At 62.0% G+C, this 26,646-nt stretch carries 21 protein-coding genes, 1 tRNA gene and 2 rRNA genes; 5 read left to right on the top strand and 19 right to left on the bottom strand.

Annotated elements, in window-relative coordinates:
• The first annotated feature begins 112 nt into the window (after positions 1-112).
• Together desA and BLP99_RS25135 are read left to right on the top strand one after the other, a co-directional pair.
• Complete coding sequence (gene desA / locus BLP99_RS25140) at positions 113-1,297, top strand: delta-9 fatty acid desaturase DesA (RefSeq protein WP_072432196.1); 1,185 nt, start codon at positions 113-115, stop codon at positions 1,295-1,297.
• Between the two features lie 198 nt (positions 1,298-1,495).
• The gene (locus BLP99_RS25135; RefSeq protein WP_072398968.1) at positions 1,496-2,485 is read left to right on the top strand and encodes a GGDEF domain-containing protein; all 990 of its coding nucleotides are present in this window, start codon (positions 1,496-1,498) and stop codon (positions 2,483-2,485) included.
• A 33-nt stretch (positions 2,486-2,518) separates the two neighbouring features.
• On the opposite strand, the gene BLP99_RS25130 is transcribed toward BLP99_RS25135, so the two are convergent.
• The 3 genes from BLP99_RS25130 to gabD form a co-directional block, all read right to left on the bottom strand.
• Positions 2,519-3,736 (bottom strand): HDOD domain-containing protein, encoded by a 1,218-nt coding sequence (locus BLP99_RS25130; protein ID WP_072398967.1) that lies wholly within the window; start codon positions 3,734-3,736, stop codon positions 2,519-2,521.
• A gap of 141 nt (positions 3,737-3,877) precedes the next feature.
• Complete coding sequence (gene gabT, locus BLP99_RS25125; RefSeq protein WP_072398966.1) at positions 3,878-5,155, bottom strand: 4-aminobutyrate--2-oxoglutarate transaminase; 1,278 nt, start codon at positions 5,153-5,155, stop codon at positions 3,878-3,880.
• 169 nt (positions 5,156-5,324) lie between these two features.
• Positions 5,325-6,767: an NADP-dependent succinate-semialdehyde dehydrogenase gene (gabD, locus tag BLP99_RS25120; RefSeq protein ID WP_072398965.1), complete on the bottom strand. Its 1,443-nt coding sequence runs from the start codon at positions 6,765-6,767 to the stop codon at positions 5,325-5,327.
• Positions 6,768-7,117: 350 nt separating this feature from the next.
• Here gabD and BLP99_RS25115 point away from each other — a divergent pair.
• Positions 7,118-7,194, top strand: a tRNA-Arg gene (locus tag BLP99_RS25115).
• 59 nt (positions 7,195-7,253) lie between these two features.
• On the opposite strand, the gene BLP99_RS25110 is transcribed toward BLP99_RS25115, so the two are convergent.
• From BLP99_RS25110 to BLP99_RS25090, 5 genes are all read right to left on the bottom strand, one after another.
• Positions 7,254-7,835 carry a hypothetical protein gene (locus tag BLP99_RS25110; protein WP_092182080.1) on the bottom strand — a complete coding sequence of 194 codons (582 nt, stop codon included), beginning with the start codon at positions 7,833-7,835 and terminating at the stop codon, positions 7,254-7,256.
• Positions 7,832-8,404 carry an RNA polymerase sigma factor gene (locus BLP99_RS25105; protein ID WP_072398963.1) on the bottom strand — a complete coding sequence of 191 codons (573 nt, stop codon included), beginning with the start codon at positions 8,402-8,404 and terminating at the stop codon, positions 7,832-7,834. Before BLP99_RS25105 ends, BLP99_RS25110 begins: the two co-directional genes overlap by 4 nt.
• A 107-nt stretch (positions 8,405-8,511) precedes the next feature.
• A complete protein-coding gene (locus BLP99_RS25100; RefSeq protein WP_092182077.1) occupies positions 8,512-10,176 on the bottom strand; it encodes a vWA domain-containing protein in 1,665 nt (554 codons plus the stop codon).
• 142 nt (positions 10,177-10,318) lie between these two features.
• Positions 10,319-10,900, bottom strand: coding sequence for a hypothetical protein (locus BLP99_RS25095; RefSeq protein ID WP_072398961.1), 582 nt, complete (start codon positions 10,898-10,900; stop codon positions 10,319-10,321).
• A gap of 167 nt (positions 10,901-11,067) precedes the next feature.
• A complete protein-coding gene (locus BLP99_RS25090; RefSeq protein WP_072432192.1) occupies positions 11,068-12,060 on the bottom strand; it encodes a zinc-dependent alcohol dehydrogenase family protein in 993 nt (330 codons plus the stop codon).
• Between the two features lie 107 nt (positions 12,061-12,167).
• Here BLP99_RS25090 and BLP99_RS25085 point away from each other — a divergent pair, with 107 nt between their 5' ends.
• Positions 12,168-13,046, top strand: coding sequence for a LysR family transcriptional regulator (locus tag BLP99_RS25085; protein ID WP_092182074.1), 879 nt, complete (start codon positions 12,168-12,170; stop codon positions 13,044-13,046).
• Positions 13,047-13,087: 41 nt separating this feature from the next.
• Here the strand turns inward: BLP99_RS25085 and BLP99_RS25080 are convergent, their stop codons facing one another.
• The 3 genes from BLP99_RS25080 to BLP99_RS25075 all read right to left on the bottom strand — a co-directional run bounded on the left by BLP99_RS25080 (position 13,088) and on the right by BLP99_RS25075 (position 15,303).
• Entirely contained in the window at positions 13,088-14,401 is a 1,314-nt protein-coding gene (locus tag BLP99_RS25080) for an MFS transporter (protein ID WP_092182071.1), read from the bottom strand.
• 35 nt (positions 14,402-14,436) lie between these two features.
• Positions 14,437-14,610 carry a hypothetical protein gene (locus BLP99_RS26485; protein WP_168199064.1) on the bottom strand — a complete coding sequence of 58 codons (174 nt, stop codon included), beginning with the start codon at positions 14,608-14,610 and terminating at the stop codon, positions 14,437-14,439.
• A 132-nt stretch (positions 14,611-14,742) separates the two neighbouring features.
• On the bottom strand, positions 14,743-15,303 hold the full coding sequence (locus tag BLP99_RS25075) for a YbhB/YbcL family Raf kinase inhibitor-like protein (RefSeq protein ID WP_072398957.1): 561 nt from the start codon (positions 15,301-15,303) through the stop codon (positions 14,743-14,745).
• A gap of 138 nt (positions 15,304-15,441) precedes the next feature.
• Here BLP99_RS25075 and BLP99_RS25070 point away from each other — a divergent pair, with 138 nt between their 5' ends.
• Positions 15,442-16,977 (top strand): FAD-dependent oxidoreductase, encoded by a 1,536-nt coding sequence (locus tag BLP99_RS25070; protein WP_072398956.1) that lies wholly within the window; start codon positions 15,442-15,444, stop codon positions 16,975-16,977.
• Between the two features lie 90 nt (positions 16,978-17,067).
• Here the strand turns inward: BLP99_RS25070 and pgaD are convergent, their stop codons facing one another.
• The 8 genes from pgaD to rrf (BLP99_RS25030) all read right to left on the bottom strand — a co-directional run bounded on the left by pgaD (position 17,068) and on the right by rrf (BLP99_RS25030) (position 26,469).
• Positions 17,068-17,568 (bottom strand): poly-beta-1,6-N-acetyl-D-glucosamine biosynthesis protein PgaD, encoded by a 501-nt coding sequence (pgaD, locus tag BLP99_RS25065; RefSeq protein ID WP_072398955.1) that lies wholly within the window; start codon positions 17,566-17,568, stop codon positions 17,068-17,070.
• Complete coding sequence (gene pgaC, locus BLP99_RS25060) at positions 17,565-18,920, bottom strand: poly-beta-1,6-N-acetyl-D-glucosamine synthase (RefSeq protein ID WP_072398954.1); 1,356 nt, start codon at positions 18,918-18,920, stop codon at positions 17,565-17,567. Before pgaC ends, pgaD begins: the two co-directional genes overlap by 4 nt.
• 1 nt (position 18,921) lies before the next feature.
• Entirely contained in the window at positions 18,922-20,919 is a 1,998-nt protein-coding gene (pgaB, locus tag BLP99_RS25055; RefSeq protein ID WP_072398953.1) for a poly-beta-1,6-N-acetyl-D-glucosamine N-deacetylase PgaB, read from the bottom strand.
• Positions 20,920-20,931: 12 nt separating this feature from the next.
• A complete protein-coding gene (pgaA, locus tag BLP99_RS25050) occupies positions 20,932-23,412 on the bottom strand; it encodes a poly-beta-1,6 N-acetyl-D-glucosamine export porin PgaA (RefSeq protein WP_092182068.1) in 2,481 nt (826 codons plus the stop codon).
• 240 nt (positions 23,413-23,652) lie between these two features.
• A complete protein-coding gene (locus BLP99_RS25045) occupies positions 23,653-25,158 on the bottom strand; it encodes a YdgA family protein (RefSeq protein WP_072398951.1) in 1,506 nt (501 codons plus the stop codon).
• Between the two features lie 155 nt (positions 25,159-25,313).
• A complete protein-coding gene (locus tag BLP99_RS25040) occupies positions 25,314-25,949 on the bottom strand; it encodes an NADH:ubiquinone oxidoreductase subunit N (protein WP_072398950.1) in 636 nt (211 codons plus the stop codon).
• 180 nt (positions 25,950-26,129) lie between these two features.
• Positions 26,130-26,245: ribosomal RNA gene (rrf, locus tag BLP99_RS25035) — 5S ribosomal RNA — on the bottom strand.
• Positions 26,246-26,353: 108 nt separating this feature from the next.
• A 5S ribosomal RNA gene (rrf, locus tag BLP99_RS25030) occupies positions 26,354-26,469 on the bottom strand.
• Positions 26,470-26,646 lie beyond the last annotated feature (177 nt).

Genomic DNA, 26,646 nt, shown 5'->3' with positions numbered 1-26,646 from the left:
TATAGAGGAAGAAACATTCTGCCACTCTTATCTGAAAGGCCGACTGGTTTTATCTGCAGGGCTGGAGATAATGCAGCGGCTGTTTCTATCTTTATCGAGGGCCCTATAGCCTATGTGGTACGAAGGTTTTCTTGGCTTGTCGCCCTGGTCACTGGTGGCGGTCACCCTGCTGATGACCCATGTCACGATCATCAGCGTCACGGTCTACCTGCACCGTTATTCGGCTCATCGCTCCCTGGAGCTCAATGCCGGTCTCAAACATTTCTTCCGTTTCTGGCTGTGGCTGACCACAGGGCAGAACACCCGCGAGTGGACCGCCATCCACCGCAAGCACCACGCCAAGTGCGAAACCGTCGACGATCCCCACAGCCCGGTCGTCAAGGGGCTCTCCACCGTGCTGCGCAAAGGCGCCGAGTTGTACCGCGCCGAGGCGGAAAACCCGGAGACCCTGCGCATCTACGGCAAGAACTGCCCCGAGGACTGGATCGAGCGCAATCTCTACAGTCGCTTCCCGCTGCTGGGCGTGGCACTCATGGGCCTGATCGACCTGTTGCTGTTCGGCACCATCGGCATCACCATCTGGGCCATCCAGATGATGTGGATTCCGGTCTGGGCCGCCGGCGTGGTCAATGGCCTGGGCCATGCCGTGGGCTACCGCAATTTCGAGTGCCGCGACGCGGCCACCAACCTGGTACCGTGGGGCATCCTGATCGGCGGCGAAGAGTTGCACAACAACCACCACACCTACCCCAATTCCGCCAAGCTGTCGGTTCGCAAGTGGGAATTCGACCTGGGCTGGGCCTGGATTCGGGTATTCAGCTTCCTGGGCCTGGCCAAGGTCCAGCGGGTCGCGCCCATCGCCCACCGGATCAAGGGCAAGGGACACCTGGACATGGACACCGCCATGGCGATCCTCAACAACCGTTTCCAGATCATGGCCCAGTACCGCCGGCTGGTCATCGCGCCGCTGGTCAAGCAGGAGCTGGAAAAGGTCGATCACTCGGTACGCCACCAGTTCCACCGGGCCAAACGCCTGCTGTCGCGGGAAACCAGCCTGCTGGATGACCGCCACCATGTGCGCATCCAGAACATGCTGGAGCACAGCCAGGCGCTGAAGACAATCTACGAGAAACGACTGGCCTTGCAGCAGATCTGGGTCAAGACAAGCAGCAATGGCCACGACATGCTCGCGGCCATCAAGGAGTGGGTCCACGAAGCCGAAGCCAGCGGCATCCAGTCCCTGCGGGACTTTGCCGACCAGCTCAAGACCTACTCGCTGCGTCCCGCCACGGCCTGACACTCATCTGTGGTGAGGGGATGAACCCCTCGCCACAGGTTCAGCAGTCATGACTTGGTTGACTGCCCCTGCCCTTCGTCGCCTGAAAAGGAACTTCGCCCGCAATCCCCTATCTCAAGAGCACTTCGCCATCCAGGCGGGCTTTGGAGCAAGCGCGTGCGAACCTACAACACTGCACGCTCTTTGAGATTTGTGCCGATGGTCGACAAGAACCTGCAGGATTCATCCCAACCTCATTGGCCGGAAGCGGCCCAGATGCTCATGGCGCTCATGCATGCCAAGGGCGAGGTGGCGCGTCTGAGCGAACGCGAACAACTGTTCAGCTCGTTGCTGGTCAGCGTCAATGCGGTGCTTTGGGCGTTCAACTGGGAAACCCGGCAGCTACTGTACGTCAGCCCCGCCTACGAGCGGATCTTCGGTCGCCCCGCCGGCCTGGTACTGGCTGATTTCAATGAGTGGCGCGATGCAATCTATCCCGACGACCTGGACTACGCCGAACGCAGCCTGGCCGAAGTCCTGGTGAAGGGGGCCGTGGAAGACCGCGAATACCGCATCATCGCCGCCGACGGCCAGATCCGCTGGCTGAGCGACAAATGCTTCATCAACCGCCAGGCCGACTCGGGACAACCGGTGATCGTGGTCGGCATCGCCGAAGACATCACCGAAAAGAAGCTGCTGGAAAGCGAGCTGCAACGGTTGGCCACCACCGATGTGCTGACCCAGAGCAGCAACCGTCGACACTTCTTCGAATGCGCCCACCGCGAATTCGAGCAGGCACGACTGCAGGGAACCCCCATGGCCTTCCTGTTGCTGGATATCGATGATTTCAAGGTGATCAACGACACGTACGGCCATCAGGAAGGGGATATCGTGTTGCAGAAAATCGCCGAATGCGGGCGGACCGTGCTCCGACGTGGCGACCTGTTCGGGCGCATTGGCGGCGAAGAATTCGCGGCGGTGTTTCCCGGCTGCCCTCCAGACATGGCGATGCAGGTGGCCGAGCGTCTGCAGAGGGAAATCCAGCGCCTGACCTTCCGCAATGGGGAGCAGGGCTTCGGGATTACTGTCAGCCAGGGCCTGACAGGCATCACCGACGAAGACCAGTCCCTCGACAACCTGTTCTCCCGCGCCGACGCCGCCATGTACGAGGCCAAGCGCCAAGGCAAGAATCGCATCATCGCCGCCTGAGTAACCTGCGTCCTGGAGAGTTGGCGGGTCAGCCTATTTTCGGCGCAAGCGCATCAACTCAGGCAACCCGATCTTCAGCAAACGCGCCGTACGGCCTCGAGCCAGTTCTTCGAGCCCCTCGTGCTCGGTCAGGCGGGCCATCTGCGCCGCCATGTTCATCACCAGCGCTTCACGCGAATACACCCCGCCCCCGAGACCATAGACCGCCGCGATCAGCTCCCGCAGTTCCAACGGCAGGCGCCAGCGGGTACGCAATGCCGAGCCGAAGCCGGCGCCATGCCGTTCCAGCGCGTTTCCCACTTCTTCCGGCTCATCCAGTTCGCCACCGGCCTGCTTCCACTCCTCCAGGCAACGCAGCACCGCCAGCTCGCCCAGGCGATGCAGCAGCCCGGCGCAATAACAGCGCTCCGGCTCCAGGTCCAGCAACCGGGCGATTGTCCGGGCATACTCGGCGGTGTGCAGCGACAACGCCCAATAACGTTCGGCGTACTCTGCCAGGCATGGGACGCTGAGTCGGGCACAGCGCTTGAGCGTCAGGCCGAGGATCAGGTTCATGCTCTGGCCGGTGCCGAGCTGGTGCAATGCCTGGGCGACAGTCTGCACCGGTCCGCCGCCCTGATGCTGGGCGGCGCTGTTGGCCGCCGCGATCAGCACGGCGGTGATCTGCGGATCGGTGCGCAGCTCCTCCTCCAGCAGCTTGAGGTCCAGTCCGCCGGGGTTGAGGCTGCGCTTGATCGCCACTTGCACATCGGCCAGCAGCGGCGCGCCTTCGGACAGATCGCGCCGACGTTCGAGAAACGCACCCAGGGTCTGCGCCGTGCCGGGAGCCGGCACATCGCCAGGGGCTTCTTGCGCACCGCTCACCAACAAGCCTTGCAGACGCTGGGTCAGGTTTTCCCGGTTCAGAGGTTTGGTCAGATACGCCGTCGGCGCCAGCGGCAACACCTCACGCACGCTGGCGGTGTCGTTGCGCCGGCTCACCAGGATGAACGGCAATACCGGCGTGCGTTGCTGGTTGCGCAGCCCGCGCAGGATACTCAGGCCATCCACGCCCGGCAGTTCCCAGTCGGCGATCACCAGGTCGTAGGGACTGTGCGCCAGCAGCTCAAGGGCCTTGCGCCCTTCGTCACAGGTGTCCACCTGCGCATCGCAGCGCACGTGCGAGAGCACCTCCTCCAGCAGCTCCCGGGACGCCGGGTCGGCCTCGGCGATCAGAACACGGGGTACAGCAGGTAAATCCACAGCAGTCATGCAGCATCGCTCCCTTGCCATACATGCACCTTAGACAATGGCAGCCATTCCAGACAGCTCAAAATCCCGGCATCGGCACCCAGGCATGAAAAAACCCGCTTCGCAGCGGGTTTTTTGTGGATCAACGCACAGCCCGGGGCATCAGAGTTCGGAGAAGCACTCTTCGATGATGGCCAGGCCCTTGTCCAGTTGCTCATCCGGCGACGTCAGTGGCACCAGCACGCGCAGGACGTTGCCATAGGTACCGCAGGACAGCAGGATCAGCCCCTTGTCGCGAGCCTTGGCCACCACCTGCGCCACGGCCGCAGCGTTCGGCTTGTGGGAGTCGCCATCCTCGAACAGCTCCACGGCGATCATCGCACCCAGGGCACGGACTTCGCCGATCACCGGGTACTTCTTCTGGATGGCCTTCAGACCACTGACCAGACGTTCACCCACGGCCTTGCAACGATCGAGCAAGTGTTCTTCTTCGAAGACTTCCATTACCGCCAGCGCGGCGGCGCAGGCAATCGGGCTACCGGCGTAGGTACCGCCCAGGCCACCCGGTGCGATGGCATCCATGTATTCGGCCTTGCCGCACACACCGGCCAGCGGGAAGCCGCCGGCGATGGATTTGGCGAACGTGGTCAGGTCGGCGGCAACGCCCATCTGTTCCATGGCGAAGAAGGTACCGGTACGGCCGGCGCCAGTCTGGACTTCGTCCGCGATCAACAGGATGCCATGCTGGTCGCACAAGGCGCGCAGACGCTTCATGAATTCCTTGGGCGCCACATAGAAGCCACCCTCGCCCTGTACCGGCTCGATGATGATCGCGGCGATGTCACGTGGCTCGGCGTCGTTCTTGAAGATGCGCTCGATGCTGGCGATGGAATCGTCGATGCTCACGCCGTGCAGCTCGTTCGGGTACAGCGCGCGGAAGATGCCGCCTGGCATCAGGCCCATGCCGGCCGAGTACGGTACGACCTTGCCGGTCAGGCCCAGGGTCATCATGGTGCGACCGTGGTAAGCACCGGTGAAGGCGATCACACCGGCACGGCCGGTGGCGGCACGGGCGATCTTCACGGCGTTTTCCACGGCTTCCGAACCGGTGGTCACCAGCAGGGTTTTCTTGGCGAAATCACCGGGCACCTTGGCGTTGATTTTTTCGCACAGTTCCACGTACGGCTCGTAGGCCAGGACCTGGAAGCAGGTGTGGGTCAGCTTGTTCAGCTGTTCGGTCACCGCGGCGATGATCTTCGGATGCACGTGGCCGGTGTTCAGCACGGCGATGCCACCGGCGAAGTCGATGAATTCACGGCCTTCGACGTCGGTTACCGTAGCGTTCTTCGCGGATTCGGCGAAGATCGGGTGGATCTGGCCGACACCACGGGGAACAGCAGCGGTGCGGCGGGCCATCAAGTCAGCGTTAGTCTTGCTCATTACAGTCCTCATTCGCAGCTCAGGGCGGCGCGGGTAAAGGAATACGCGGCGGGGAGGCCACGGCGACAGCATGCGATGATCGACTGTCGCGGGGTTCCGGCCGCAAGAAACAGAACGGGTGAAGCACGCAAAGGGACAGCGCTCTCGTGCCCTTTGCGCTTGAAGCGGATCAGATACCCAGGCAGAGGTACTTGATTTCCAGGTAGTCCTCGATGCCGTACTTGGAACCCTCACGGCCCAGACCCGAAGCCTTGATGCCGCCGAACGGCGCGACTTCGTTGGAAATCAACCCGGTGTTGACGCCGACCATACCGTATTCCAGGGCCTCGGCCACGCGGAACACACGGCCCAGGTCGCGGGCATAGAAGTAGGAAGCCAGGCCGAACTCGGTGTCGTTGGACATCGCGATCACTTCGGCTTCGTCCTTGAAGCGGAACAGCGGCGCCAGCGGGCCGAAGGTTTCTTCCTTGGCCACGGCAGCGTCTTTCGGCACATTGGTCAGGATGGTCGGCTCGAAGAAGTTGCCTTGCATCGGCTTGCCACCGGCCAATACGGTCGCGCCTTTGCCGACGGCATCGGCAATGTGTTCCTGCACCTTGGCAACGGCTTTTTCATCGATCAGCGGACCGGTGGTGGTGCCATCGTCCAGGCCGTTGCCGATCTTGAGCTTGGCCACTGCCGCCTTGAGTTTTTCCGCGAAGGCGTCGTACACCGAATCCTGGATGTAGAGACGGTTGGCGCAGACGCAGGTCTGGCCGTTGTTGCGGTACTTGGAGATGATCGCGCCTTCGACGGCCTTATCCAGGTCTGCGTCGTCGAACACGATGAACGGCGCGTTGCCGCCCAGCTCCAGGGAGACTTTCTTGATGTCCTTGGCGCATTCGGCCATCAGCTGGCGACCGATCTCGGTGGAGCCGGTGAACGACAGCTTGCGCACGATGGGGTTGCTGGTCAGCTCGCCACCGATGTCGCCGGCGCTGCCGGTGACCACGCTCAGTACACCCTGTGGAATGCCGGCACGGTGCGCCAGCTCCACCAGGGCCAGGGCCGAGAATGGCGTCTGGGACGCCGGCTTGATGACCATGGTGCAACCCGCGGCCAGGGCCGGGCCGGCCTTGCGAGTGATCATCGCAGCCGGGAAGTTCCAAGGGGTGATGGCGGCGGTCACGCCGATCGGCTGCTTGATCACGATCAGGCGCTTGTCGGGCTGGTGCCCGGGAATCACGTCGCCGTAGATGCGCTTGGCTTCTTCGGCGAACCATTCGATGAAGGAAGCGGCATAGACGATTTCGCCCTTGGCTTCGGCCAACGGCTTGCCCTGCTCCAGGGTCATCAGGCGACCGAGGTCGTCCTGATTTTCGATCAGCAGTTCATACCAGCGGCGCAGCTTGTTGGCGCGTTCCTTGGCGGTCAGGGCACGCCAGGCCGGCAGCGCCTTGTCGGCGGCTTCGATCGCGCGACGGGTTTCGGCAGCGCCCATCTTCGGCACCGTGCCCAGCACTTCGCCCGTAGCCGGGTTGGTGACTTTGATTGTCTGACCATTGTCCGCATCGACCCAAGCGCCATCGATAAAGGCTTGCTGGCGGAACAACTGGGTGTCTTTAAGCTGCATGTCGGCTTTCCTTAACAGCACCGCGCGCACGCGGAGCGAATTAGAGTTGTAGAAAGGCGCCTTATGGGCTGCCGTCAGGGAAATCATTCACCGGGCTGAAGCACAGAAATAACGCACAACAAGCATAGACGTGCGGTTCAGCACCCAGACAAGAGCGTTTGAAATCTCAAACGAATCCTAGGGCCGATAGGGGTGAAGGACAATAGGCTGTTCGAAAAAAAGAACGAAAAAGCCGAATTTGCCTGTTTTTTCTGATCAGCGTAGCCGATGCCCGCCCAAGGGCAGGAAAACACCGGCGAATCAGCAGCATGGACGCCCGGCATGCTTATGAGTATCATGGCGCCCGCGTTGCACCAGTAGCTCAGCTGGATAGAGTACTGCCCTCCGAAGGCAGGGGTCGTGGGTTCGAATCCCGCCTGGTGCGCCATATACAGCAAAGCCCCATGTCGCCAGACCTGGGGCTTTTTTGTGGGTGTCGAAAAAGCCTTAACGCCCCTGCAACGCCTCCAACCGCGCCGGCAGGTCTTCCTGGGGAAAGCGCGCGTGCAGCGCCAGCAGTTTCTCATCGGCAGCCCTGCTCTGCCCCGCCTGGCGCAAGCGCAGGATTTCCAACAGCTCGTTCTCCAGCGACAGCGGTGCGGCGGGTTTGCTCATCTTCGCCGCGGGCCGATCCGCGGGGACCTGGGCCATTTCCGCCTGGGGCGCCATGCGCGCCATTGGCGCGGGAGCGGGCGCAGGGGGTGGTGCCTCCGCGATAACCGCAGGGGCCTGTCGGTCGGCGGAAAAGTCCAGCGTTGCTGGCGCTTGCCGGGGCTCAGGCGCGCGCAGTACCAGGCCGATCATCAGCGCCACACCGGCCAGGCTGGCGAACGCGACCTGCCAGCGGGGCCGTTGGCAGGCCAGCAGCCAGCGCTGCCACAGGCTCGGCTTGGGTGCCGGCGCCTCGCGGCGGGCGGCGGCCAGGATGAATGCGTCCAGCGAGGCGGGCGGCTCGCCGCCGGCATGTTCGCGAAAATGCTCGATCATCAGGTCGTCCTGGGGATCCTGGGTGTGTCTGGAGTCGTTCATGCGGGTACCTCATCGGCCAGCAGCCGATGCAATTTCTGCTGGGCGTAACGCAGGCGGCTTTTCACCGTTTCCAGCGGGGCGCCGGTCAGGGTAGCGATCTGTGGCAGTTCCAGTTCGCCGTGCAGGCGCAACAGGAAGACTTCCCGCTGATCCTCGGGCAGGGCCTGCAAGGCAGCGTCCAGGCGAGCCTGGTCGCGACTCAGGCTCAACTGCCGCTCGGGACCGTCGGCGTCGTCGGGTTGCCTGTGAAGCTGTTCGTCGTAGCTGTCGTGCAGCGGGTTATGAACGCCGTGTTTGCGCCAGTGGTCGATCAAGCGATTGCGCGCAATCTGGAACAACCAGGTACGAAAACTCGCCTGTCCTTGTGGCTGGGTGGAACTGCGGATCAGGCTGAGCCAGGTGTCCTGGAAGACCTCTTCGGCCAGCTCGGCCTTGTTGCTCAATGACAGTAGGAAACGATAAAGCCCCTGCCGATGGCGGGCGTACAAAGCTTCAAAACATGCCCCGTCGCCGTTGCGGTAACGGGCCAGCAGCGATTCGTCGCTGGGAGAATCCATCGTAGCGGGCATGTGGGTGGCGAACTCCTTTCGGTGTGGACATAGTCTTGCAGACAACAAGGGCCAACTGTGGGAGCGAGCAGGTTCGCTCCCACAGTTGGTCCTCGTTGTGCTTGGGATCAGTGCTTGGCCGCAGGCTTGAGGCTCTGGGCCAACTCGACCATCTGCACGAACTCGGCACGCAACCCGAACGGGTCATCGCCCCGGGCGGAGCGGGCCAGTCGAGCGGTGTCCTTCAAGCTCATGGCGCCAGTGTAGCGTCCATCGCCCTTGAGCTGCTGAGCGAAGGCAGCCACGGCGGCCGAGAAGCGCAAGTCTTCGCTGGCCTCGCCCTTTTCCTGCGCCGCAACCACAGGATGCTCGATCAACCGGCTGACACCGCCCTCGGCGGGCTTGTAGCGTACCCGCAACATGGCCAGCTCCCCCGATTGAACGTCCTGCCTGGCAACGCTGCCGTAGCGCAACGGCTCCAGCCAACCCTGCTCGCCCTTGGGCACGATTTCATACAACGCCGTCACGGTGTGCCCGGCACCGATTTCGCCGGCATCGACCTTGTCGTTGTTGAAATCCTCGCGCTTCAGTGCGCGGTTCTCATAACCGAGCAAACGGTATTCGCTGACCTGGGCCGGGTTGAACTCCACTTGCAGCTTCACATCCCGCGCCACCACCGCCAGGGTCGAGCTGAGCTGGTCCACCAGCACCTTGCGCGCTTCGAGCAGGTTGTCGATGTAGGCGTAATTGCCATCCCCGGCGTCGGCCAGTTGCTCCATCAGGTGTTCGTTGTAGTTATCCACGCCAAAACCCAGCGTGGTCAGGGACACGCCGCTTTTGCGCTGGTCCACCGCCATCTGCTTGAGGCTGTCGAAGTCATTGATGCCGACGTTGAAGTCGCCATCGGTAGCCAACAGGATGCGGTTGATGCCGTTGTCGATATAGCTCTCCCGGGCCAGCTGGTACGCCAGCTCGATGCCCGAGGCGCCAGCGGTGGAACCGCCCGCGTTCAGTTGATCGATGGCAGTGCGGATCCTGGCCTTGTCCCGACCCAAGGTGGGTTTGAGCACCACCCGCGATTCGCCGGCATACACCACCAGGGACACACGATCCTGGTCGCGCAGTTGGTCCACCAGTAGCTTCAAGGTGCTTTTGACCAGCGGCAGGCCCTCGCGACGATCCATGGAACCGGAAACGTCCACCAGGAAGACCAGGTTGGCCGGCGCCAGCTCCGCCACCGCACGATCGGAAGCCTTGATGCCGATGCGCAGCAGACGGGTATGAGGATTCCAGGGCGAGGGTGCTACCTCGGTGGTCACGCCGAACGGCGAGCCGTCGGTGGGCAGCGCGTAATCGTAGGGAAAGTAGTTGACCATTTCCTCCAGTCGCACAGCGCCTTCAGGCGGCAGGCGGCCCTGATTGAGGAAACGTCGCACATTGGCATAGCTGCCGGTGTCGACATCCGCACCGAAGGTCGACACGGGGGTTTCGGCGACACTATGGACAGGGTTATCCGGCAGCTTCTCGTATTGCTCCCGCGGTTCGGTGCGGTAATCCCCGACGATGGCATCGTTCGCCACACTCGGGGCGACCACCGATACCGGGGCGGCCATGCGCTTGGTCAGCGGTTGGCGAGTGTGGGCAGCCTCGTTTTGTAGCACCGGGCTGGGAGCCACCGGTTCGACCGGCTTGGGGGCCTCTCGGGAAGACAACCCACAACCGGCCAGCATCACCAATAAGGTCATGGCAAAGCCCTGGGCAGCGGGACGCAGGAATGGACAGGGACGGGACATGGGCTGAACCTCGTGAATGAATGATCCGTTCACAAGCTCAGACGAGGGGTATCGGGGATTCGGGTTAAGGGTCGGGCATTATTTTACGGCGCTCTGCAATCGCAGGCCCGGCCCCCCGAAGGCGACCAGGCATGCAAACCGACTAGCGGGACGGAATGGCCTGCAGGTCATCGGCGATAAAGCGGCTCAGCACACCGGTGTAGTAACCCTCGACGTCGGCATTACCTTTGTTGGTCAGCGCCCCCATCATGCTTTTCATGTTCTGCATCTGGCCCATCGCGCCTGCAGGCATCAGCCCTTCGCGGGCCTGGGCAAAGTGCAGTACTTCGGCACCGGCCTTCTTGACCTTGACCTGATAGCTGAAATCGACGCTGGCGAGGTACGTGCCGTCGGCAACGATCTTGCTCATGAAGCCGCCCTGGGTGTCCTGGATACGGCGTGTGTAGACGGCGTTCACATCCAGCAGGTAATCGGCGGTTTCCTTGCTGTCGGCATAGCGATTACCGTCGAGCAGGCGGACGATCAGGTCGGAGTGCAGCTGGTCACGGACTTTGTCGTCAGGCAGAAAACGCTCGTTCTTGCCTACGACTTCAACATTGAACGTGTCGATCCAATAGGTGGCGGTCTTGGGGATGGTCACGGGGGCGGGAGAAATATAGTAGTCCGGCTTGGAGGCACAGCCCGCCATGAGGCAAGCGGCAAGCAACAGTGCAAAAACGCGCATGTCTGAATTCGTCCCTGGAAAGTGAAGAGTAAAAACCGGCGGCATTCTAAGGGAGCCGAGCGTTTCTCACGTCACCTTTTTCACTTGCATGCGCATTTTTTCAGCGAAACGTCATCAAGCCAGCAAAGCCCAGGTCCTGGAGACTGGGCTTTGCTGGCTTCCATGGCTCACATGTCAACCACCGTCTTCCCTGCGCCAAGCCCCTGGGCCACTTGCTTGAACGCGTCGTTCACGTCGTCCAGGCCAAACCGATGTACGTCCACCTTGATCCGCAGTTGTCCGGCTTCGACCAGTGCCGCCGCCTGCCGCAGGATCTGCCCGTGGTGCTCGCGCCCCTTGCCGGTCAGCAGGGGCATCAAGGTGAACACCCCAGAATAACTCGCGCCTCGAAACGACAGCGGTGCCAGGCTGTGCTGCCCCCACCCCAGGCAACTGAGCACGTGACCGGTGTACGCCTTCACGGCGCTGAACGACGCATCCAGGGTCGAGCCGCCAACGGTGTCGTAGACAATATCGAAGCCTTCGTCATCGGTGTGCAGGCGCACGTAGCTGTCGGTGTCCTGGATCCGGTAATCGATGGCGGTGGCCCCCAGCTCGCGAATGAAGTCCAGGCTGCCGGCCGAGCCGGTGGCATAGACCTTGGCGCCTCGGGCCTTGGCGATTTGCACGGCCATCTGGCCGACACCGCCGGCGCCGCCATGGATCAGCACCTGTTGACCGGCCCGGACGTTGGCGCGATCGACCAGGCCTTCCCAGGCCGTGATGAAGACCAACGGCAAGGCTGCTGCTTCACGCATGCTCATCGACCGGGGCTTGGGTGCGATCAGCGACGCATCGACGGCAACGTATTGGGCCAGGGCGCCCTGGATTCCGCCGATTCCGGCAGCCATGCCAAATACCTCATCTCCACGGGTGAAGTCAGTGACGCCATCGCCCAGCTCGACGACCGTGCCGGCCAGGTCGATTCCCAGCACTGCGGGCAGCGGTTGACGGGCATGGGCGCCGCCTCCCGTCGCTATCTTGGTATCCAGCGGATTGATGCCGGCGGCATGGACCTTGATCAAGACCTGTCCCTTGCCGGGCACGGGCCGGGCAACAGGGCGGACGACCAAAGGGGCCTGGGCGGTTTCAGCGATGGCGGCGAGCATGGTGTCGTTCATGTCAGTGACCTCCAATGAGTGGGTGGAGTACATGTTGCAACCCACGATGCATTCCGATAAGTAAGCAAGCACGGATAGGTTTTATTCCATGAAGAGGCCAAATTCCGATGGATCTGTTCGACGCGATGCAGGTATTCGTACGGGTGGTGGAGCGCGGCTCGTTCTCGGCTGTCGCCAGGGAACTGAACCTGGGCCAACCGGCGGTGAGCAAGCAGGTCCGTGCGCTGGAGCGGCATCTGGGTGGCGCGTTGCTTGCCCGCAGCACCCGCCAGCTTGCGCTGACCGACCAGGGCCAGCGTTTCTACGCGCAAAGCAAGGAGATACTCGCCAGCCTGGACGCGGCCCGGCTCAGTTTCGCCAGCGGACAGGAAGAGATCGCCGGCCCCTTGCGTGTGGCGGCGCCAGTCAGCTTCGGGCGGCTATGCATCGCGCCGCTGCTGGGCGAGTTCCTGGCGCGCCATCCCAAGGTGCGGATCGACCTGCGGCTCAATGACCAGAACGAAGATGTGCTGAAGGAAAACATCGATCTGTCCATTCGCATCGGCGCGGTTAAGAACGAAGGGCTGGTGGCCGTCTCCCTCGGCGACAGTCCGCGCCGGGTCTACGCGTCTGCGGCCTATCTGCAGCGATACGGCACGCCGCTCGAGCCGGCGGATCTGATCCACCATAACTGCCTGGGCTTTACACTGCTGGAGCACTACGACACCTGGCGTTTCGACCAGGAAGGCAGGCAACACTGCGTGACGATCAAGGGCAACGTCACCAGCAACAGTAGCGAGGCCATTCGGGAAATGGTGCTGTCGGGCCTGGGCATTTGCCTTTCACCCCAGTGGTTGTTTGCCGCCGACCTGCGTCAGGGAGCCGTGTCGCAGCTGCTTGAGGATTACCAACCAACCGCCCTGCCCATCAACGCAGTCTTCAGCAGCGACCGCCGACGCTCGGCACGTACCCGGGCCTTTGTGGACTTTCTGCGCGAACGCCTCTGATGAGGCTGACCGGGCCCGCGGCAGGGCGTCGTCGCGCAAACCTAGGACTCACACACCAACGGCGATAGCGCCGACTTCGTGGCCCGCCCCGAAAAATACGCCGCCGCACCCACCCCCACCGCGCCCATGACCCCGCAATAGGCCACACACACCCATGGGCTCCAGGGCACCAGCGCAATCAGCAGCAACGGCGTCATGCTGGCCCATAGCGCATAGGCGATGTTGTAGGTGAACGAGATGCCGGACACACGGATCCTGGCCGGGAACAGGTTGACCATCACCGAAGGCACCGCCCCCACCACGCCACAGCCCAGGCCTGCCACAGCGTAGGCCAGGCCCAGCCAGGCACCGCCGCCGATCAGGCTGGCGTAGAGCAGCGCAATGCCCAGCGGCAGCAGCAGACTGTAGAGCATGACCGCGCGCCAGGCGCCGATGCGGTCGACGATAAGGCCGGCGAGGACGCAGCCGATGTTCAGGAAAACGATGCCCAGGCTACTCAGGGCGAACGTCTGGCCAGGAGTCATGCCGAAGCTCTTCTGCATGACGGTCGGGGTGATGACCACGAACACCACCACGGCGGAGGTCAGCACGCATGTAAGGATGGCGGCAGGCAACAAGGCGTGGCGATAGTCGCGCAGCACGGTGCGCAGGGGCAGTTCCGCCGCGCCTTCACGGTTGGCTTGCAAGGCCATGAAAATCGGTGTTTCGCTCAGCCAGCGACGCAGCCAGACTCCGATCACACCAAAGACGCCACCCAGCAGGAAAGGCAGCCGCCAGGCATAGTCGAGAATTTCCTCAGGAGTGAACAGCCGTGCCAGCGCCGTGGCGGTCAAGGCGCCCAACAAGTAGCCGAACGTCAGGCCGGCCTGGAGGAAGCCCAGGGCGTAGCCTCGGTGTCGCGGCGGTGCGTGTTCGGCCACGAACACCCAGGCACTCGGCACCTCGCCCCCTACCGCCGCCCCTTGCAGGATGCGCAACGCCAGTAACAGCAACGGCGCGAAATAACCGATTTGCGCGTAGGTCGGCATCACACCGATGAGCAGGCACGGCAAGGCCATCATCAGGATGCTCAGGCTGAACACCCGCTTGCGTCCCAGGCGATCGGCAAAATGCGCCATGAGAATGCCGCCCAAGGGGCGAGCCAGATAGCCGATGGCAAAGATTCCGAAGCTTTGCAGCAAGCGCAACCATTCGGGCATTTCCGGGGGGAAGAACAGCTGGCTGAGCGTCAGGGCGAAGAAGACGAAAATGATGAAATCATAGATCTCCAGAGCGCCGCCGAGGGCGGCCAGGCCCAGGGTCTTGTAGTCGGACCGGCTGAATCGGTCGCCTGGTAGATGAGTTGTGGCAGTCATAGGCAGATAGCAGAAAGTTGAGTGAGGACGACCGTTCAGTCGTCGCCCCGGTTGTCCATGGGTCGAACCGGTGGTTGACCTGGCTCGGCGTCTTCGGCCTCGTCTTCAGGCAGGTAATCCTTGCGACTGCGCGCGATGGCCTGGCGTATTTCGTCGCCCTTGGTGGGGCAGTTCTTCAGGCGGGCGATGCCGTCGGGTTTCTGCGTCATCGCCATCTCCGGCAGTGATCAGGGGCTCGATAGTGCTCGCTTTTGCCGCCTGATGCCAATTTTGTGATGAGGGCCGCCTGGCGGCCCGGGGAATATCGGCCTTCCCGCCACGAACGACGGGGGCGTTCCGGATCAGCGGTGGTAACGACGCACCACGCTGCTGTTGCGCAACACATGGCCTTTGATCTTTTCCATCAATTGGGCACGGGTCAGGCCGGCAGGCAGCGCTTCGGGTGGCAAGTCCAGGGCGTAGATCTGGATCAGGTAATGGTGGGCGCTGTCACCGACAGGTGGGCAAGGGCCGATATAGCCATGGGTATTCTTGCTGTTGGTGCCGCTCACGCCTTCCAGCGCCGACTTGGCACCCACGCCTGCCGGAATCTGCCGCGTGGAGGCCTTGATGCCGTAATGCACCCAATGGTCGACGCCCTGGCCTTTCTGACCATCCGGATCATGCATGACGATGGCGTAGCTGAGGGTGCCGGGCGGGCCGGCGTTCCAGCTCAGGGCCGGGGAAACGTTCTTGCCGCCGCAATTGTTCGCATCGCTGGCGGCCGCTGCGGTGAAGAGGCGGTCGTCCGACACACCGGGAATGCTGAGGGTGAAGCGCTCCTGCGCCTGGACGGTTGCCTGTGCGCACAACACGAGGGCAACGGCGGCCAGCCAGGGAGCAAGTGAGGTCAATCGAGTCATACCGGGCACCTTATGCGGTTCAGGCCATGGACGGCTTGCGAACTATAGCCGCAGCGCCCGCCGGGTTGCAGTGACAATTACGCTGAACCTCGTTCCGGTCCTTCGGTTCTAATGGGAAACGCCTGCCGGAGACCGACCATGCCTGTGCATCAAGTCGCCCGCTTCGCGGATGTGCGCGAGGACCGCGGCCTCGAAGTGAAGATCAACGACACGACCATCCTGCTGCTGCGCGCAGGCGACCAGGTACGTGCTTTCCAGGGCAGATGCCCACACGCCGGGGCGCCCTTGGCCAAGGGCGCGGTGTGTCATGGAAGGCTGATCTGTCCCTGGCACAAGGCGGCGTTCCGGGCAGAAGACGGCGCCCTGTGCGAACCGCCGGCGCTCGATAGCCTGGCGCGCTATCACGTCGAAGTGAAAGGCGACGAGGTCTGGGTCGATGATCAACCGTTGCCGGCCGAGAAAATCCCGCCGGCCGACGACTCACGCACCTTTGTCATCATCGGCGCCGGTGCCGCCGGCACGGCTTGCGCGGCGGCGTTGCGGGAGAAAGGTTTCGGCGGCCGCATCCAGATGATCGACCGTGAAGCGGGGGCCGGATATGACCGCACCGTGCTGAGCAAATATGTCCTGGCCGGCGACATGAGCGTCGACGAAACGCCACCGCTGCGCGATGACACTTATTTCATCCAGCAACGTATCGAACGGATCCAGGGCGAAGTCACTGGCCTGGATTGCGACTCCCGCCGGATCAGGCTCGCCGATGACCGGTGGCTGGAATACGACGCCGTGCTGATCGCCACCGGCGGCTCCCCCAGGATTCCGGATCTGCCGGGCATCGATCTGCCGCAGGTGTTCGTATTGCGCAACCTGGAACATACCCGGCAAATCCTTGAGAACGCCCGAGCGGGTCAACGAGCGGTGATCATCGGCGACAGTTTCATTGCCATGGAGGTTGCCTCATCGCTGCGCAAGCGCGAGCTGAGCGTCACCGTGCTGGCTCGCCATCCCGTACCGTTCGCCAAGCAGTTTGGCGAGAGCGTCGGCCAGGCGATCCTGGCCCGCCATCGGGCCAATGGCGTGGTGTATCACACCGATGGCGAAGCGGCGCGGATCGAAGGCCGCGGCCAGGTGGAAGCCGTGGTGCTGGATAACGGCCAGCGCTTTGCAGCGGACCTGGTGATTGTCGGTATCGGCGTGCGTCCGGCCACCGAGCCGTTCATTGAACTGCCCAGGGAAAAGGACCAGTCTGTGAGGGTCGACGCGGGCATGCGCGTGACCGATGGGGTATGGGCCGTCGGCGACATCGCGACCTTTCCCCTCGACGGCCAGCCCCGACGCATCGAACACTGGCGCCTGGCCCAGCAACAGGCGCGCATCGCCGCCGCGAACATGCTCGGCGGGGATGAACACTACCTGGATGTACCGTTTTTCTGGACCTATCACTTCGGCAAACGCTACGACTACCTCGGCCATGCCGAGCAGTGGGACGAGGTGCAATTCAAAGGCACGCCTGAACATCCGCCCTTCATCGGCCTGTTGGGCAAGAACGGCGTCGTCGCCGCCGCAGTGGCCTGTGATGAAGGCCGGGCCATGGCGGCCTTGGCCCAGCGCATGAAGCAACCATTGCCGGTAGACGAGGCGTGGCGACTTATTCGTGACTTCTCGACGCTTTGAGCCGACCGGCGCAGCAAACCGTGACGTTCGTGCCTTGTGCTGCATTGCCCATCCTTGGAGCGGGCTTGCCTGCGAAGGCGATACCAACCCCTACGCGGGATGATCAGCCAGATGGATCACTCCCGAATGCTCCAGCGGCGCCAAAGGCGGCGGTTGCAGTTCCTTGGGGAGCACATGGAAATGCGGCACGACATGGCTGATGTCGCCGTCCTGGTTGTTATGAATGATCTTCGAACCAGGCTGGCGCAGGGTGTCCAGGCGCTCATCGGTCAATTTGAAACTCTCGCTCAGGCGTCGATCGTCCACCACCGGCGCCGGTAGCCGGCGCTGGGCGAAACGGCCGCTCTTGCGCTGCTGGTAACGTGCCCAGCCAATCAGGATCAGCGCATTGACCAGCGCCACCCAACCGTAGATCTGCAGCGTCCCGAGGGTTTCCAGCCACGCGCCTCCCAGGCGTGGGCCTGCGTGGCCGTCGAATAGCGGCCATAACCCGTTGATCAGCAGGTACAGCAGTCCGATCCACGCCAGCACGGTAAAACACACATCGATGATGACCAGAAAAGGTCGCTGGCGGGTCCTGATAATTTTCATCGGATCACTTCCTCTTCTTGCTCACCGAAGGGTTTGATGCCGCGGTCCGGACTGATCCAGCGCGCACGCTTCTGATGCTGTCCGAACAACACTTTGGGAAAGCTCACCAGGGTCGTGAACAGGCTGATCAGCCAGAACACCAGTGGGTACCAGACCACCCAGAACATGATGTGCCACAGGCCTTTTTCGTAGCGGCGATCGATCAGGATGCTCACGGCGAACTGCATCAGGCACACCACCGCCAGCAACAGTCCGGTGAAGGCCGGCGGCATCAGGTGGTCCACGGCGATGGCCGCCGGCATCTCGACGAATTTGCCGGCGCCCCAGAAAACCACCGACAGCAGGAAGGTGAACGCCCACCCGGTGGACAGGCAATATTCGAACAGCAGCGGCCACAGGTAACGATGCCGGTATTGCCAGATGCCGCGAATGTTCTTGAACAGCACCTCGGCACCGCCCTGGGCCCAGCGCAGCCGTTGCCGCCACAGACCGCGCAGGGTTTCGGGCATCAGGATCCAGCACAGCGCCCGGGGCTCGTAGAAGATGCTCCAGTGATCCAGTTGCAGCTTCCAGCTGATGTCGATGTCCTCGGTGATCATATCCGGGCTCCAATAGCCGACCCGGTGCAGGGCCGTGCGCCGGAAGGCGACGATCACGCCGGAGACGGTGAAGATCCGTCCGAAGACCCGCTGTGTTCGCTTGATCAAGCCAATGATCGAAGAAAACTCCCCCACCTGGACCCGGCCCACCAAGGTGGAGCGGGTGCGGATGCGCGGGTTGCCGGTCACGGCGCCAAGGCGGGCATTGTCCAGCATCGGCGCCACCAGGTAGGCGCAGGTATTGGGCGCCAGCAGCGCGTCACCGTCGATGCACACCAGGTATTCGCTGCGCGCGGCAATGGCGCCCATGCGCAGGGCCACGGCCTTGCCCTGATTCTCTGCCAGGTGCAGCACGCGCAGACGTGGGTCTTGCGTCGCCAACTGATCCAGTACCGCGCCGGTGCTGTCCTTGGAGCCATCGTTGATGGCGATCACTTCGATGTTCGGGTAGTGCTGGCCCAACGCTGCGTGGATGGTATCGGCAACGTTGTCGCCTTCGTTGAAGCATGGAACCAGGATGCTGATCAGCGGCTCGCCGGCCAGGGGCGGCGGCAGGGTGTCATCCTTCCATGGCCAGTGGCGCTCCCAGTGCAGCCAGAAATACAGGCCACCGGCAATCCATAAACCGGACATGAACAGCGGGTAGAAGAATACGAAGTCCATCAGAAATTGCCCGGTGACCAGGAAGATCAGGCCCAGGGGTACCCCAAGGACAATCGCCAGCACCAGCAGGGCGAGCAGTCTGTCGAGCATGTCAAGGATTCCACTTGTTGGAGAGCGCAGGGCGCACGGTTTTCACGGCGGGCTGGTCTTCGATGAAGTTGTCCGGGTAGTAGCCCAAACTGATCACGCCCTGGCGTTTCAACACGCCCATCCATTCGGCCAGTTGTTCACCGTCGATGTCCTTGGCCGGTTGGCTGTGCCAGTCCCGTGCCTGCAGTTCGAACACGGTGCGCTGGAGCGCGCCGGGACGAGCCTTGACCGTGTTGACCAGGCGTTCGAGCCAGGGGCCGGACTGCCGGCGAGTCTGCTTTTCCATCAACGGCATGGCCATCGGTGCCGTCCAGTCGTAGGCACCGAGGAAGTCGTCGAGATTCTGGGCAAACCAGGCCTCGCTTTCAGGGTTGAGCATGGGCTCGGCGAACAGATTGCGGGCCGTCTGCACCTGCGGGCCACGGATCGCCCGGACCTTGGCAGTGAGCTCCTGGGTGAAATCGATCAGGTAGCGGCTCTTGAAGCGAGTCCAGCGCTGCATGGCCGCCGGGTCGTCCCGCAGGGCTGCGATGGAGGTCGAGAGGCCGTTGGCGGCATAGACCTTCAAGGCAGCGGGGCCGGCATCCTCGAAGTCGGAGAACACCGCGTCGTCATGGTACAGAACGCCGTCCACCGAGCTCATTCGCGCCATGTCCTCGTAGATCTCGCCGATCACATGCCGAACCTTCGGGTCGAAGGGTGACAAGCGGACGTACTGATCCTTGGCGATGCCGGTCCTGCCAGTCTCCGGGTCCCAACGCTGCACGCGCGGCAGCTTCGAGTCCAGGGCAAAACCGAGCACGGGCATCCAGGCGAAAACCTTGGCGTTCGCTCGGGTTTTCAGTTGCCATGCCACCCGGTCGAACAAGTCCGCCCGTACGGGCAGGTGACGGTTGGGGAAGTACAGCGAGTGCACCAGGCCGTCACCTTTAGGGTCGGCGAAAGCCTGCAGGAACACGGTATTGGCGCCCAGGTCATAGATGCGCTGGATCAACTTGCCGACGTTGGCTTCCTGTTGCACGGGATCCGGGTCATAGACGTAATCCAGGTCGACATGGACCACTCGCATCGGGTCCATCGTCTGCACCGAAACCATGCTTTCGGCGAAGTGCGCGCCATCCGGATCGGAAGCCACCAGGAAGCGCGGCCCGCTCATCAGGTTGGAGAGGCTGTCGAGGCCATCCTCCAGCGTCAGGGCCATCTGATAGCCGTGGTCGCCAATCACCTGCAATGCGGTACCGTCCGCTTCCCCGTACGGCCAGACCCAGACGCGCGGATTGTAGCCGGCAACCTTGCGGATCTTTTCGGAAATCGCCGCCACGTCCTGGCGCAGGCGAGCCTGGAAGTCGGCTTCGGTTTCATAGCGTCCGGTGGCGGGATCGTAGCGTCGGGTTGTCGCCGCGGGCTGCTGGTTGCCTTGCGGATTGGCAAGCACGCCTTTGTGATTGGCATCGGTATGCGCGGCGATTTCCACCAGGCCAGACTTGGAGACCTCGCGGATCTGCTCCCAGGTGAGGAACTCCGAACGCTTGCGCGGCACACCGGCGAAGTCCACCGTCTGGTTCGACGGCGTATCGATCCAGCTGCCCACCGGAGCCAGGATCGCCGGCCAGTTATAGGCACGCAGGATCGGCATCACGCGGGTGTAGAAACTGGAGTAACCGTCGTCGAAACTCAGTAACACCGCCCGTGGCGGCAACTGCGGACCGCCGTTGCGGGCTGTGATGATCTGGTCCACCGTGACCGGCTGATAGTTGTTTTCCCGCAGCCAGGCCAACTGTTCGATCAGGCGCTCGGTGCGCACGGCCACCAGCGCCTGGTCCGGATCACGGTCGTTCACATCGTGGTAGGCGATGCCAAGTACGTGGTTCTTTGGCCAGGGCGCCTCGTTGGCCGCCAGCGGGCGCTGCGAAGGGGGCGTGAAGGCCGGGGCCTGCTGGGCACAGGCGCTGACCAGCAAGACGCCCAGCAGAAGGATGAATCGCGAAATGACAGGCATCTTCAAACTCTTCTAGAAGCGATAGGTGAGGTCGACAAGCAGGCGCAGATCGCTCTCGCGATCGCCGTCGTAGGGGCGGTTGAGCCAGCTCAGCGCGGCACCGGCCTCGAGCACATCGTTCCAGATGAAACGCTGGCCGTAGCCCAGCAGGCCCATGGCACCCGTACCATGGTCGCGCTGGCTGTAGGTGCCGGCGCCGACCTGGAACTGCTGGCTCCAGCTGGTCTCATAGCGGCGGTGCAAAACATGGTTGGCGGTCAGGGTGGGCATCACGCCCAGGTCCGACTTGGGGTTGAAGTACGGGACTTCGTCGGTTCCACTGTTGCGGCTGGCGCTCACTTCCAGGCCCAGCTCCACCTGCAGCCGAGGGGCGCTGTAAAGTCCTTCGCGGCCACTCAGCAAAGCCTCGAGACGATTGTTGCCATCGCTGAAATGGGACGGGCTGACGGTCAGTCGCCACTCACGACTCTCATGGGCACGCCAGCGAACGAAACCACTGCCACCGTTGGCGCGGATGCCGCTGTTGAGGGCTCTCAACGGCGTGTTCGCCGAGAGGTAATCCAGGCTGCCGCCGTACTGCCAGTGATCGTCGATATCCCGGGCCACGGCCAGGCGTGCGCCCTGTTTATCGCCAGAACCGTAGACGTGATTCGAGACTTCCGCCTCCAGCGTCATGTCCCGGGTGCGCCGTTCCACACCAAGGCGCTGCCAGCGGTGATGGCCGGTCCCTTCCTCGAAATCCCCCGTGGCGTAGCCGGCGCCGCCGAACAGTCGCCAGTCTTCGTCGATGGGTGGGCTATAAAGCAAGGTCTCGATGCCAAAATCCCGGCTGCCGGTCACCGCGCCGGCCTCACCGTTGCCACCACCGTAGCTCTTGCCGGTGTAGGCTTCGATACGCAGCTCGGCCATGTCGTGCACCTCGCGCTGGCGTTGCAGGCGCTTGACGTGAGCGTTCTCCGGGTAGCGGGCCACCACATCGTCAGTCAGCGCATCCAGTTGCCGCCACTCCTGCAACTCCATGGCGGTGCGGGCCTGGGCGACCTCCAGGTCGCGGTTGCGCGGGGTGGTCGTCTCGACCTCCTTGAGCAGGTTTTCCGAGCGTCGCGGCCATTCGCGGGCCCGATACAGATCGGCCTGGGCCAGGCGCAAGCCGATGTTGCCCGGTCCCTGATTGACCAAGGTGTCCAAGCTCGCTTCGGCAGAGGGATAATCAGCACCGTAGGTACCAGCCTGGGCAGCCAGCAGCTGGGCATCCATCCATTCATCGTTGGGGTTACCGATGGGCAGCCCCTTGAGCTCGACGCGCGGACGCTGGGACTTTGCCAAGTCCTCGGCCAAGGCCCGGGCCTCCTCTGACTTTTCGCTTTCCAGCAGGGCGTAATAAAGAGCCGTGCTGTCCTCGAAGCGATCCGCCGCATCGGCGTCCGGCGCCGTCAGGACCTGACGATAGAGATCGACGGCGATTTCGGGCTGGCGTTGCTCGAGATAGGAGGACGCCACCCAGCGCAACGCATACGTGGGGATGCTCACTCCCTCGGCGCGCAACTTCTGGTATTCGACGATCACCTCTGCCCGATAAGCGCGAGCGTTCAGAGCGCCCATGCGGTCGATACGCCAGCGGAGCACATCATCGTGAGCCTCGGTTACCGGCGTCCAGGTCGCAAGCAACTTGTCGTAATCGGCCAAGGCACGATCAGCGATGACAAAACGCTCTTTTTCACTGCGGGTGGCCATGTCCGCCAGACGAACCCGCTCAGCGGCCACATCGCCTTCCAGCCGCCGCTGTACACCACGCTCGATCAACCCTGGCTGCAGACGGGCCAGGCGCAACGCCGGCTCCGGCAGACGAGCCCGTTGCAGGGCGTCGATATATTCCCGGGCGATTTCAGGCTTGTTGCCGGCGCGAGTGAAGGCCTGGTCATATTCGAACAGCGCCTCATGGGGATTGCCGGCACGTGTCAGCGCATAGCCCAGGGCCATGCGACGCATCGGATCTTCGGGCTTGGCGGCAACCATGGCCCTGGCACGAGCAACGGCTTCGTCGGGCTTGCCCGCGTCAGCCTGGGTCAATGCCAGGCCGAGCTGCAGGTCGGGGTTGCGGGGATCTTTCAACAGCGCCTGGCGATAGACTTCGGCAGCCAGATCCCAGCGTTTGAGATTACGATAAGCCCGAGCCGTAGCGCTCAGCGCCTGGACTGGCAGATCGCGATAGCGACCCTGGCTTTCATAAACCTGCACCACTTCGGCATCCAGACCGGCCCAGCTGGCGATCTGCAGATGATCGCCGATCTGCGCGGTACTGGCCTGGCCGACCGGCACCCCGCGCAACGCAACCAAGGCGGGCGCATGACGACCGGCACGGGCGTCACGAACCGCTTCGTCATAGGCGGTATCGGCAAAGCCCAGTACCGGCCAGCACAATTGGCTGCACAGCACGACGCCAAACAACGGGCGCAAACCACATTGAATAAAAGGACCTACGGTACGCGGCATTCGTCAGCACCCTTACATGGCCAGCCGGGTCGCAGTGCCCCCTTGCCCATCACACAGGAAGCCGGATCAAAGGAATCCAGCCAAGCTCTAATGGGCTAAGTCTTGCATCCCCATGCGGGTCATTTTTCGGAACGCAACAATTCTTCAGAATCCGTCAGATTTGCTAACCCCTTGTGAGCGGACAAAAAAAACCGGCCCGCGCGCAATGCACGGACCGGTTCTGGATGTCGCTGGCGAGAATTACTGAACAGCGACGCCGCCACCTACCTGATTCATCACGAAAGTGGTGAACTGCTCTACGGTCATCTTCTGGCCATTGAAGTCGACCTGATCGTTGGCATAGCGCAGCCTGGTCACCACGTCATTGCCTTCCAGGGTAGCCAGCTGAGTGCCGACTGCCATCGCACTGAACATGTCGCTGGTGGCCGTCGCCTGATCGGCGATCAACTTGGCGTCGGTCTGACCTTCCATTTGTGCCTGTACGGTCGCCAGGTCAGCCAGCATCGGCTTGGACACCTTCACGTTGAGCTCCAACAGTGCGAGCAGTTGCCGCCCCAGTTCGTCAGGTGGCAGGTCCATGGACTGAGGCTTGGCCAGGTTAATGACCAGGCTGGCGCTGCTCTCGCCGTTAGGAGTGCTGAACGCCAGTTTTTCCACCGCCACTTGAGGACTGCCGGCCAGGATCTTTTCAAGATCAGCCTTGACCTGCTTCTCTTCTGCCTCGGTCAGGTTCAGCTCTGGAGCCGGCTCGCCTGCTTCAGCGGCCTCGGCTGCGGCCTTTTCATAAGGCTGCAGCTTGGTCTGATAGAGCTGCATCAGTGACATCGTAGCGGGAACGTCCAGGTTCTTCAGGCTCAGCGCCATGTGTGCCGAGCCGATAGCCTTCTCGTTGAACGACAACTCGCCGATTTTGTAATCGGCACGCCCCGAAGCATTGGTGCCACTCTCGGTGCTGCTGTTCTTCATCTCCAGATTCTTCAAGCCCACCACCGACTTCTGCTCACCGAAGATGGCCTTGGTATTGCTCAGGATCAGGGCGTTCTCACCCAGGTAATAGCCGTAAGAACTCTTGCTCAGGTTGCTGGCGAGCGTGAGCCCGTTGAGTTCAACCTGTACCGGGCTTTGATCCTCTGCGACGGTGGTCAGCTTGAGGTTGTCCATGTAGCCATCGAGCTTGATCTTCTCGGCCTGGGCGCTGGCGGCCAGGTCAAACTTGAGGCCAGAGAAGATCAGATGGGATTGCTCATCCAGCTTGGTGTCCAGGGGCAGCAGCTCCAAGGTACCGTTGACCGACTGATCGTAACCCAGGTTGAACACGCCTTTGACCGGCGACTTATCCTTGGCGGCGGCAAACCATTTATCGGTCAGCGGGTTGCGCTCGATTTCTGTATGGCTGGTCGCCATGACCGGCAGCCACTTGAGTGTCATCAAACGCGAAAATGGCAGCGGTCCATGTTCGATATTGTCTACCAGCTGCAACTCGACCGCTTCGCCGCCAAACATCTCGCCTTCACCCTTGAGGCGATAACGGGCGGTGCTGCTGAAAATCCCTCGTTCCAGCGAAACCAGTTCAATGGAGGACGAACTGTTGGAACCGGTCAGGGCAATCGCCATCTGCTTGTTACTGTCGGCAATCGCGTTCTGCAGCACTCCTTCGAGCTTGGTGCCGGTGTACCAGGCGCCGCCCGCGCTGATCGCACCGACAACCACAACGATTCCCAGGAGTACGCTTGCTGATTTATTCATGAGTGACCCGATCGATATCCATTGGTTGAAAGTCGCCGTCTTCCCTGGCCCGCGAAAGGGGGTGGCTCGACGCCGTGAAGTGCGGGGGAGATTACCATCAGGCCCCTTGGAGGCCCAATGTTTAAAGGGGGAAAAGCGAATTCTTGAGAGGTGGTCTACGAATATTGGACTTCAATCTCGTCGAGTTGGTGATCGAAAGTCCTGAGCCGTGCCGTCCAGGTGTACACCAACACTTCAAAGTCGCGGTTGATCACCGCAGCGCCCGATGACTCGGCGCGAGGGTCACAGAAGTCCAGTTGATAACGCTCACGAGCCATAGCGTTGGCGACATCACACAACTCACGGGCATTGTTGAGCCAATGCCAACCTTCTTGCGCGACTTGCTTATCCAGGGCAGCGCATTGGACTTTCAGGGCCTCGAGACTTTTTTCCAGCGGGGTGCCGGTGAGTTCCCCCATGACCTCCTGGAATGTACGGCCTGGCTGCCAGTAACTGCCCCAGAAGTAACGATCGAACACTGTTTCGACCCGCCGTAACGCTACCTTGGTATCCCAGATCAGCACCAGGGTCTTGCCTTGGTCCAGGTGTTTCTTCTTGATGCGTTGGCCTTGCACCGATGCCCAGGCCACGACAGCGATGGAAATTACGCCAATGAGGGCGGAAGCGCTGTCTAAAAAAATCAGTGCTTTTTCGATCTGGTGAGTCAGCATGACACCATAGAAATAAGTAGCCGAAAGCAGCACCAATGCCGCGATGGCGCACCAGAACCCGGGAGCATAAGGGTTTTTCATTATTGGAATCCCCATGACCAGTGGCACATAGACCTCACGGGCTTGTTTTTTGCCGATGCCCGACATTCACAGCATAGCAACGGCCTCGGAGTTTGCTGGTCGTCGGGCGTCTCTCCGATCACCGGGCCCAAACGACAAAACCCCTGTCTACGTCAGCAGACAGGGGTTTTGGGAATTCAATCTTGACGATGACCTACTCTCACATGGGGAAACCCCACACTACCATCGGCGATGCATCGTTTCACTTCTGAGTTCGAGATGGGATCAGGTGGTTCCAACGCTCTATGGTCGTCAAGAAATTCTGTGACCGGCCCGTCCAACAGCAACGTGCCGGTAAAAAATCAGCAACTTCTACTAAAACAAAACCCCTACCTGCGTCAGCAGATAGGGGTTTCGGAATTTAATCTTGACGATGACCTACTCTCACATGGGGAAGCCCCACACTACCATCGGCGATGCATCGTTTCACTTCTGAGTTCGGGATGGGATCAGGTGGTTCCAACGCTCTATGGTCGTCAAGAAATTCGGTAGCCAGCGTGTGCCTTGCGGTCACGTTCCAGCGAATGGGTATGCGATAGTTTGTGTGTTGCCTGCAAGCACGTTCGAACTTTCGGTTCGTTTCGTCTTCACAACACCGCAATCTGGTCTCTGTCGAGTCGACAGATTGCTTGGGTGTTATATGGTCAAGCCTCACGGG

The organism is Pseudomonas sp. NFACC32-1 (assembly GCF_900101215.1).
Taxonomy (GTDB): domain Bacteria; phylum Pseudomonadota; class Gammaproteobacteria; order Pseudomonadales; family Pseudomonadaceae; genus Aquipseudomonas.
Note: the sequence above shows the minus strand (reverse complement) of the source record. Positions and strands in the feature narration are given on the sequence as shown.

Bases quoted from the DNA above. Each gene is read 5' to 3' on its own strand.
- desA (WP_072432196.1), top strand. From the start codon at position 113: ATGTGGTACGAAGGTTTTCTTGGCTTGTCGCCCTGGTCACTGGTGGCG.
- BLP99_RS25135 (WP_072398968.1), top strand. From the start codon at position 1,496: ATGGTCGACAAGAACCTGCAGGATTCATCCCAACCTCATTGGCCGGAA.
- BLP99_RS25130 (WP_072398967.1), bottom strand. From the start codon at position 3,736: ATGACTGCTGTGGATTTACCTGCTGTACCCCGTGTTCTGATCGCCGAG.
- gabT (WP_072398966.1), bottom strand. From the start codon at position 5,155: ATGAGCAAGACTAACGCTGACTTGATGGCCCGCCGCACCGCTGCTGTT.
- gabD (WP_072398965.1), bottom strand. From the start codon at position 6,767: ATGCAGCTTAAAGACACCCAGTTGTTCCGCCAGCAAGCCTTTATCGAT.
- BLP99_RS25110 (WP_092182080.1), bottom strand. From the start codon at position 7,835: ATGAACGACTCCAGACACACCCAGGATCCCCAGGACGACCTGATGATC.
- BLP99_RS25105 (WP_072398963.1), bottom strand. From the start codon at position 8,404: ATGCCCGCTACGATGGATTCTCCCAGCGACGAATCGCTGCTGGCCCGT.
- BLP99_RS25100 (WP_092182077.1), bottom strand. From the start codon at position 10,176: ATGTCCCGTCCCTGTCCATTCCTGCGTCCCGCTGCCCAGGGCTTTGCC.
- BLP99_RS25095 (WP_072398961.1), bottom strand. From the start codon at position 10,900: ATGCGCGTTTTTGCACTGTTGCTTGCCGCTTGCCTCATGGCGGGCTGT.
- BLP99_RS25090 (WP_072432192.1), bottom strand. From the start codon at position 12,060: ATGAACGACACCATGCTCGCCGCCATCGCTGAAACCGCCCAGGCCCCT.
- BLP99_RS25085 (WP_092182074.1), top strand. From the start codon at position 12,168: ATGGATCTGTTCGACGCGATGCAGGTATTCGTACGGGTGGTGGAGCGC.
- BLP99_RS25080 (WP_092182071.1), bottom strand. From the start codon at position 14,401: ATGACTGCCACAACTCATCTACCAGGCGACCGATTCAGCCGGTCCGAC.
- BLP99_RS26485 (WP_168199064.1), bottom strand. From the start codon at position 14,610: ATGACGCAGAAACCCGACGGCATCGCCCGCCTGAAGAACTGCCCCACC.
- BLP99_RS25075 (WP_072398957.1), bottom strand. From the start codon at position 15,303: ATGACTCGATTGACCTCACTTGCTCCCTGGCTGGCCGCCGTTGCCCTC.
- BLP99_RS25070 (WP_072398956.1), top strand. From the start codon at position 15,442: ATGCCTGTGCATCAAGTCGCCCGCTTCGCGGATGTGCGCGAGGACCGC.
- pgaD (WP_072398955.1), bottom strand. From the start codon at position 17,568: ATGAAAATTATCAGGACCCGCCAGCGACCTTTTCTGGTCATCATCGAT.
- pgaC (WP_072398954.1), bottom strand. From the start codon at position 18,920: ATGCTCGACAGACTGCTCGCCCTGCTGGTGCTGGCGATTGTCCTTGGG.
- pgaB (WP_072398953.1), bottom strand. From the start codon at position 20,919: ATGCCTGTCATTTCGCGATTCATCCTTCTGCTGGGCGTCTTGCTGGTC.
- pgaA (WP_092182068.1), bottom strand. From the start codon at position 23,412: ATGCCGCGTACCGTAGGTCCTTTTATTCAATGTGGTTTGCGCCCGTTG.
- BLP99_RS25045 (WP_072398951.1), bottom strand. From the start codon at position 25,158: ATGAATAAATCAGCAAGCGTACTCCTGGGAATCGTTGTGGTTGTCGGT.
- BLP99_RS25040 (WP_072398950.1), bottom strand. From the start codon at position 25,949: ATGAAAAACCCTTATGCTCCCGGGTTCTGGTGCGCCATCGCGGCATTG.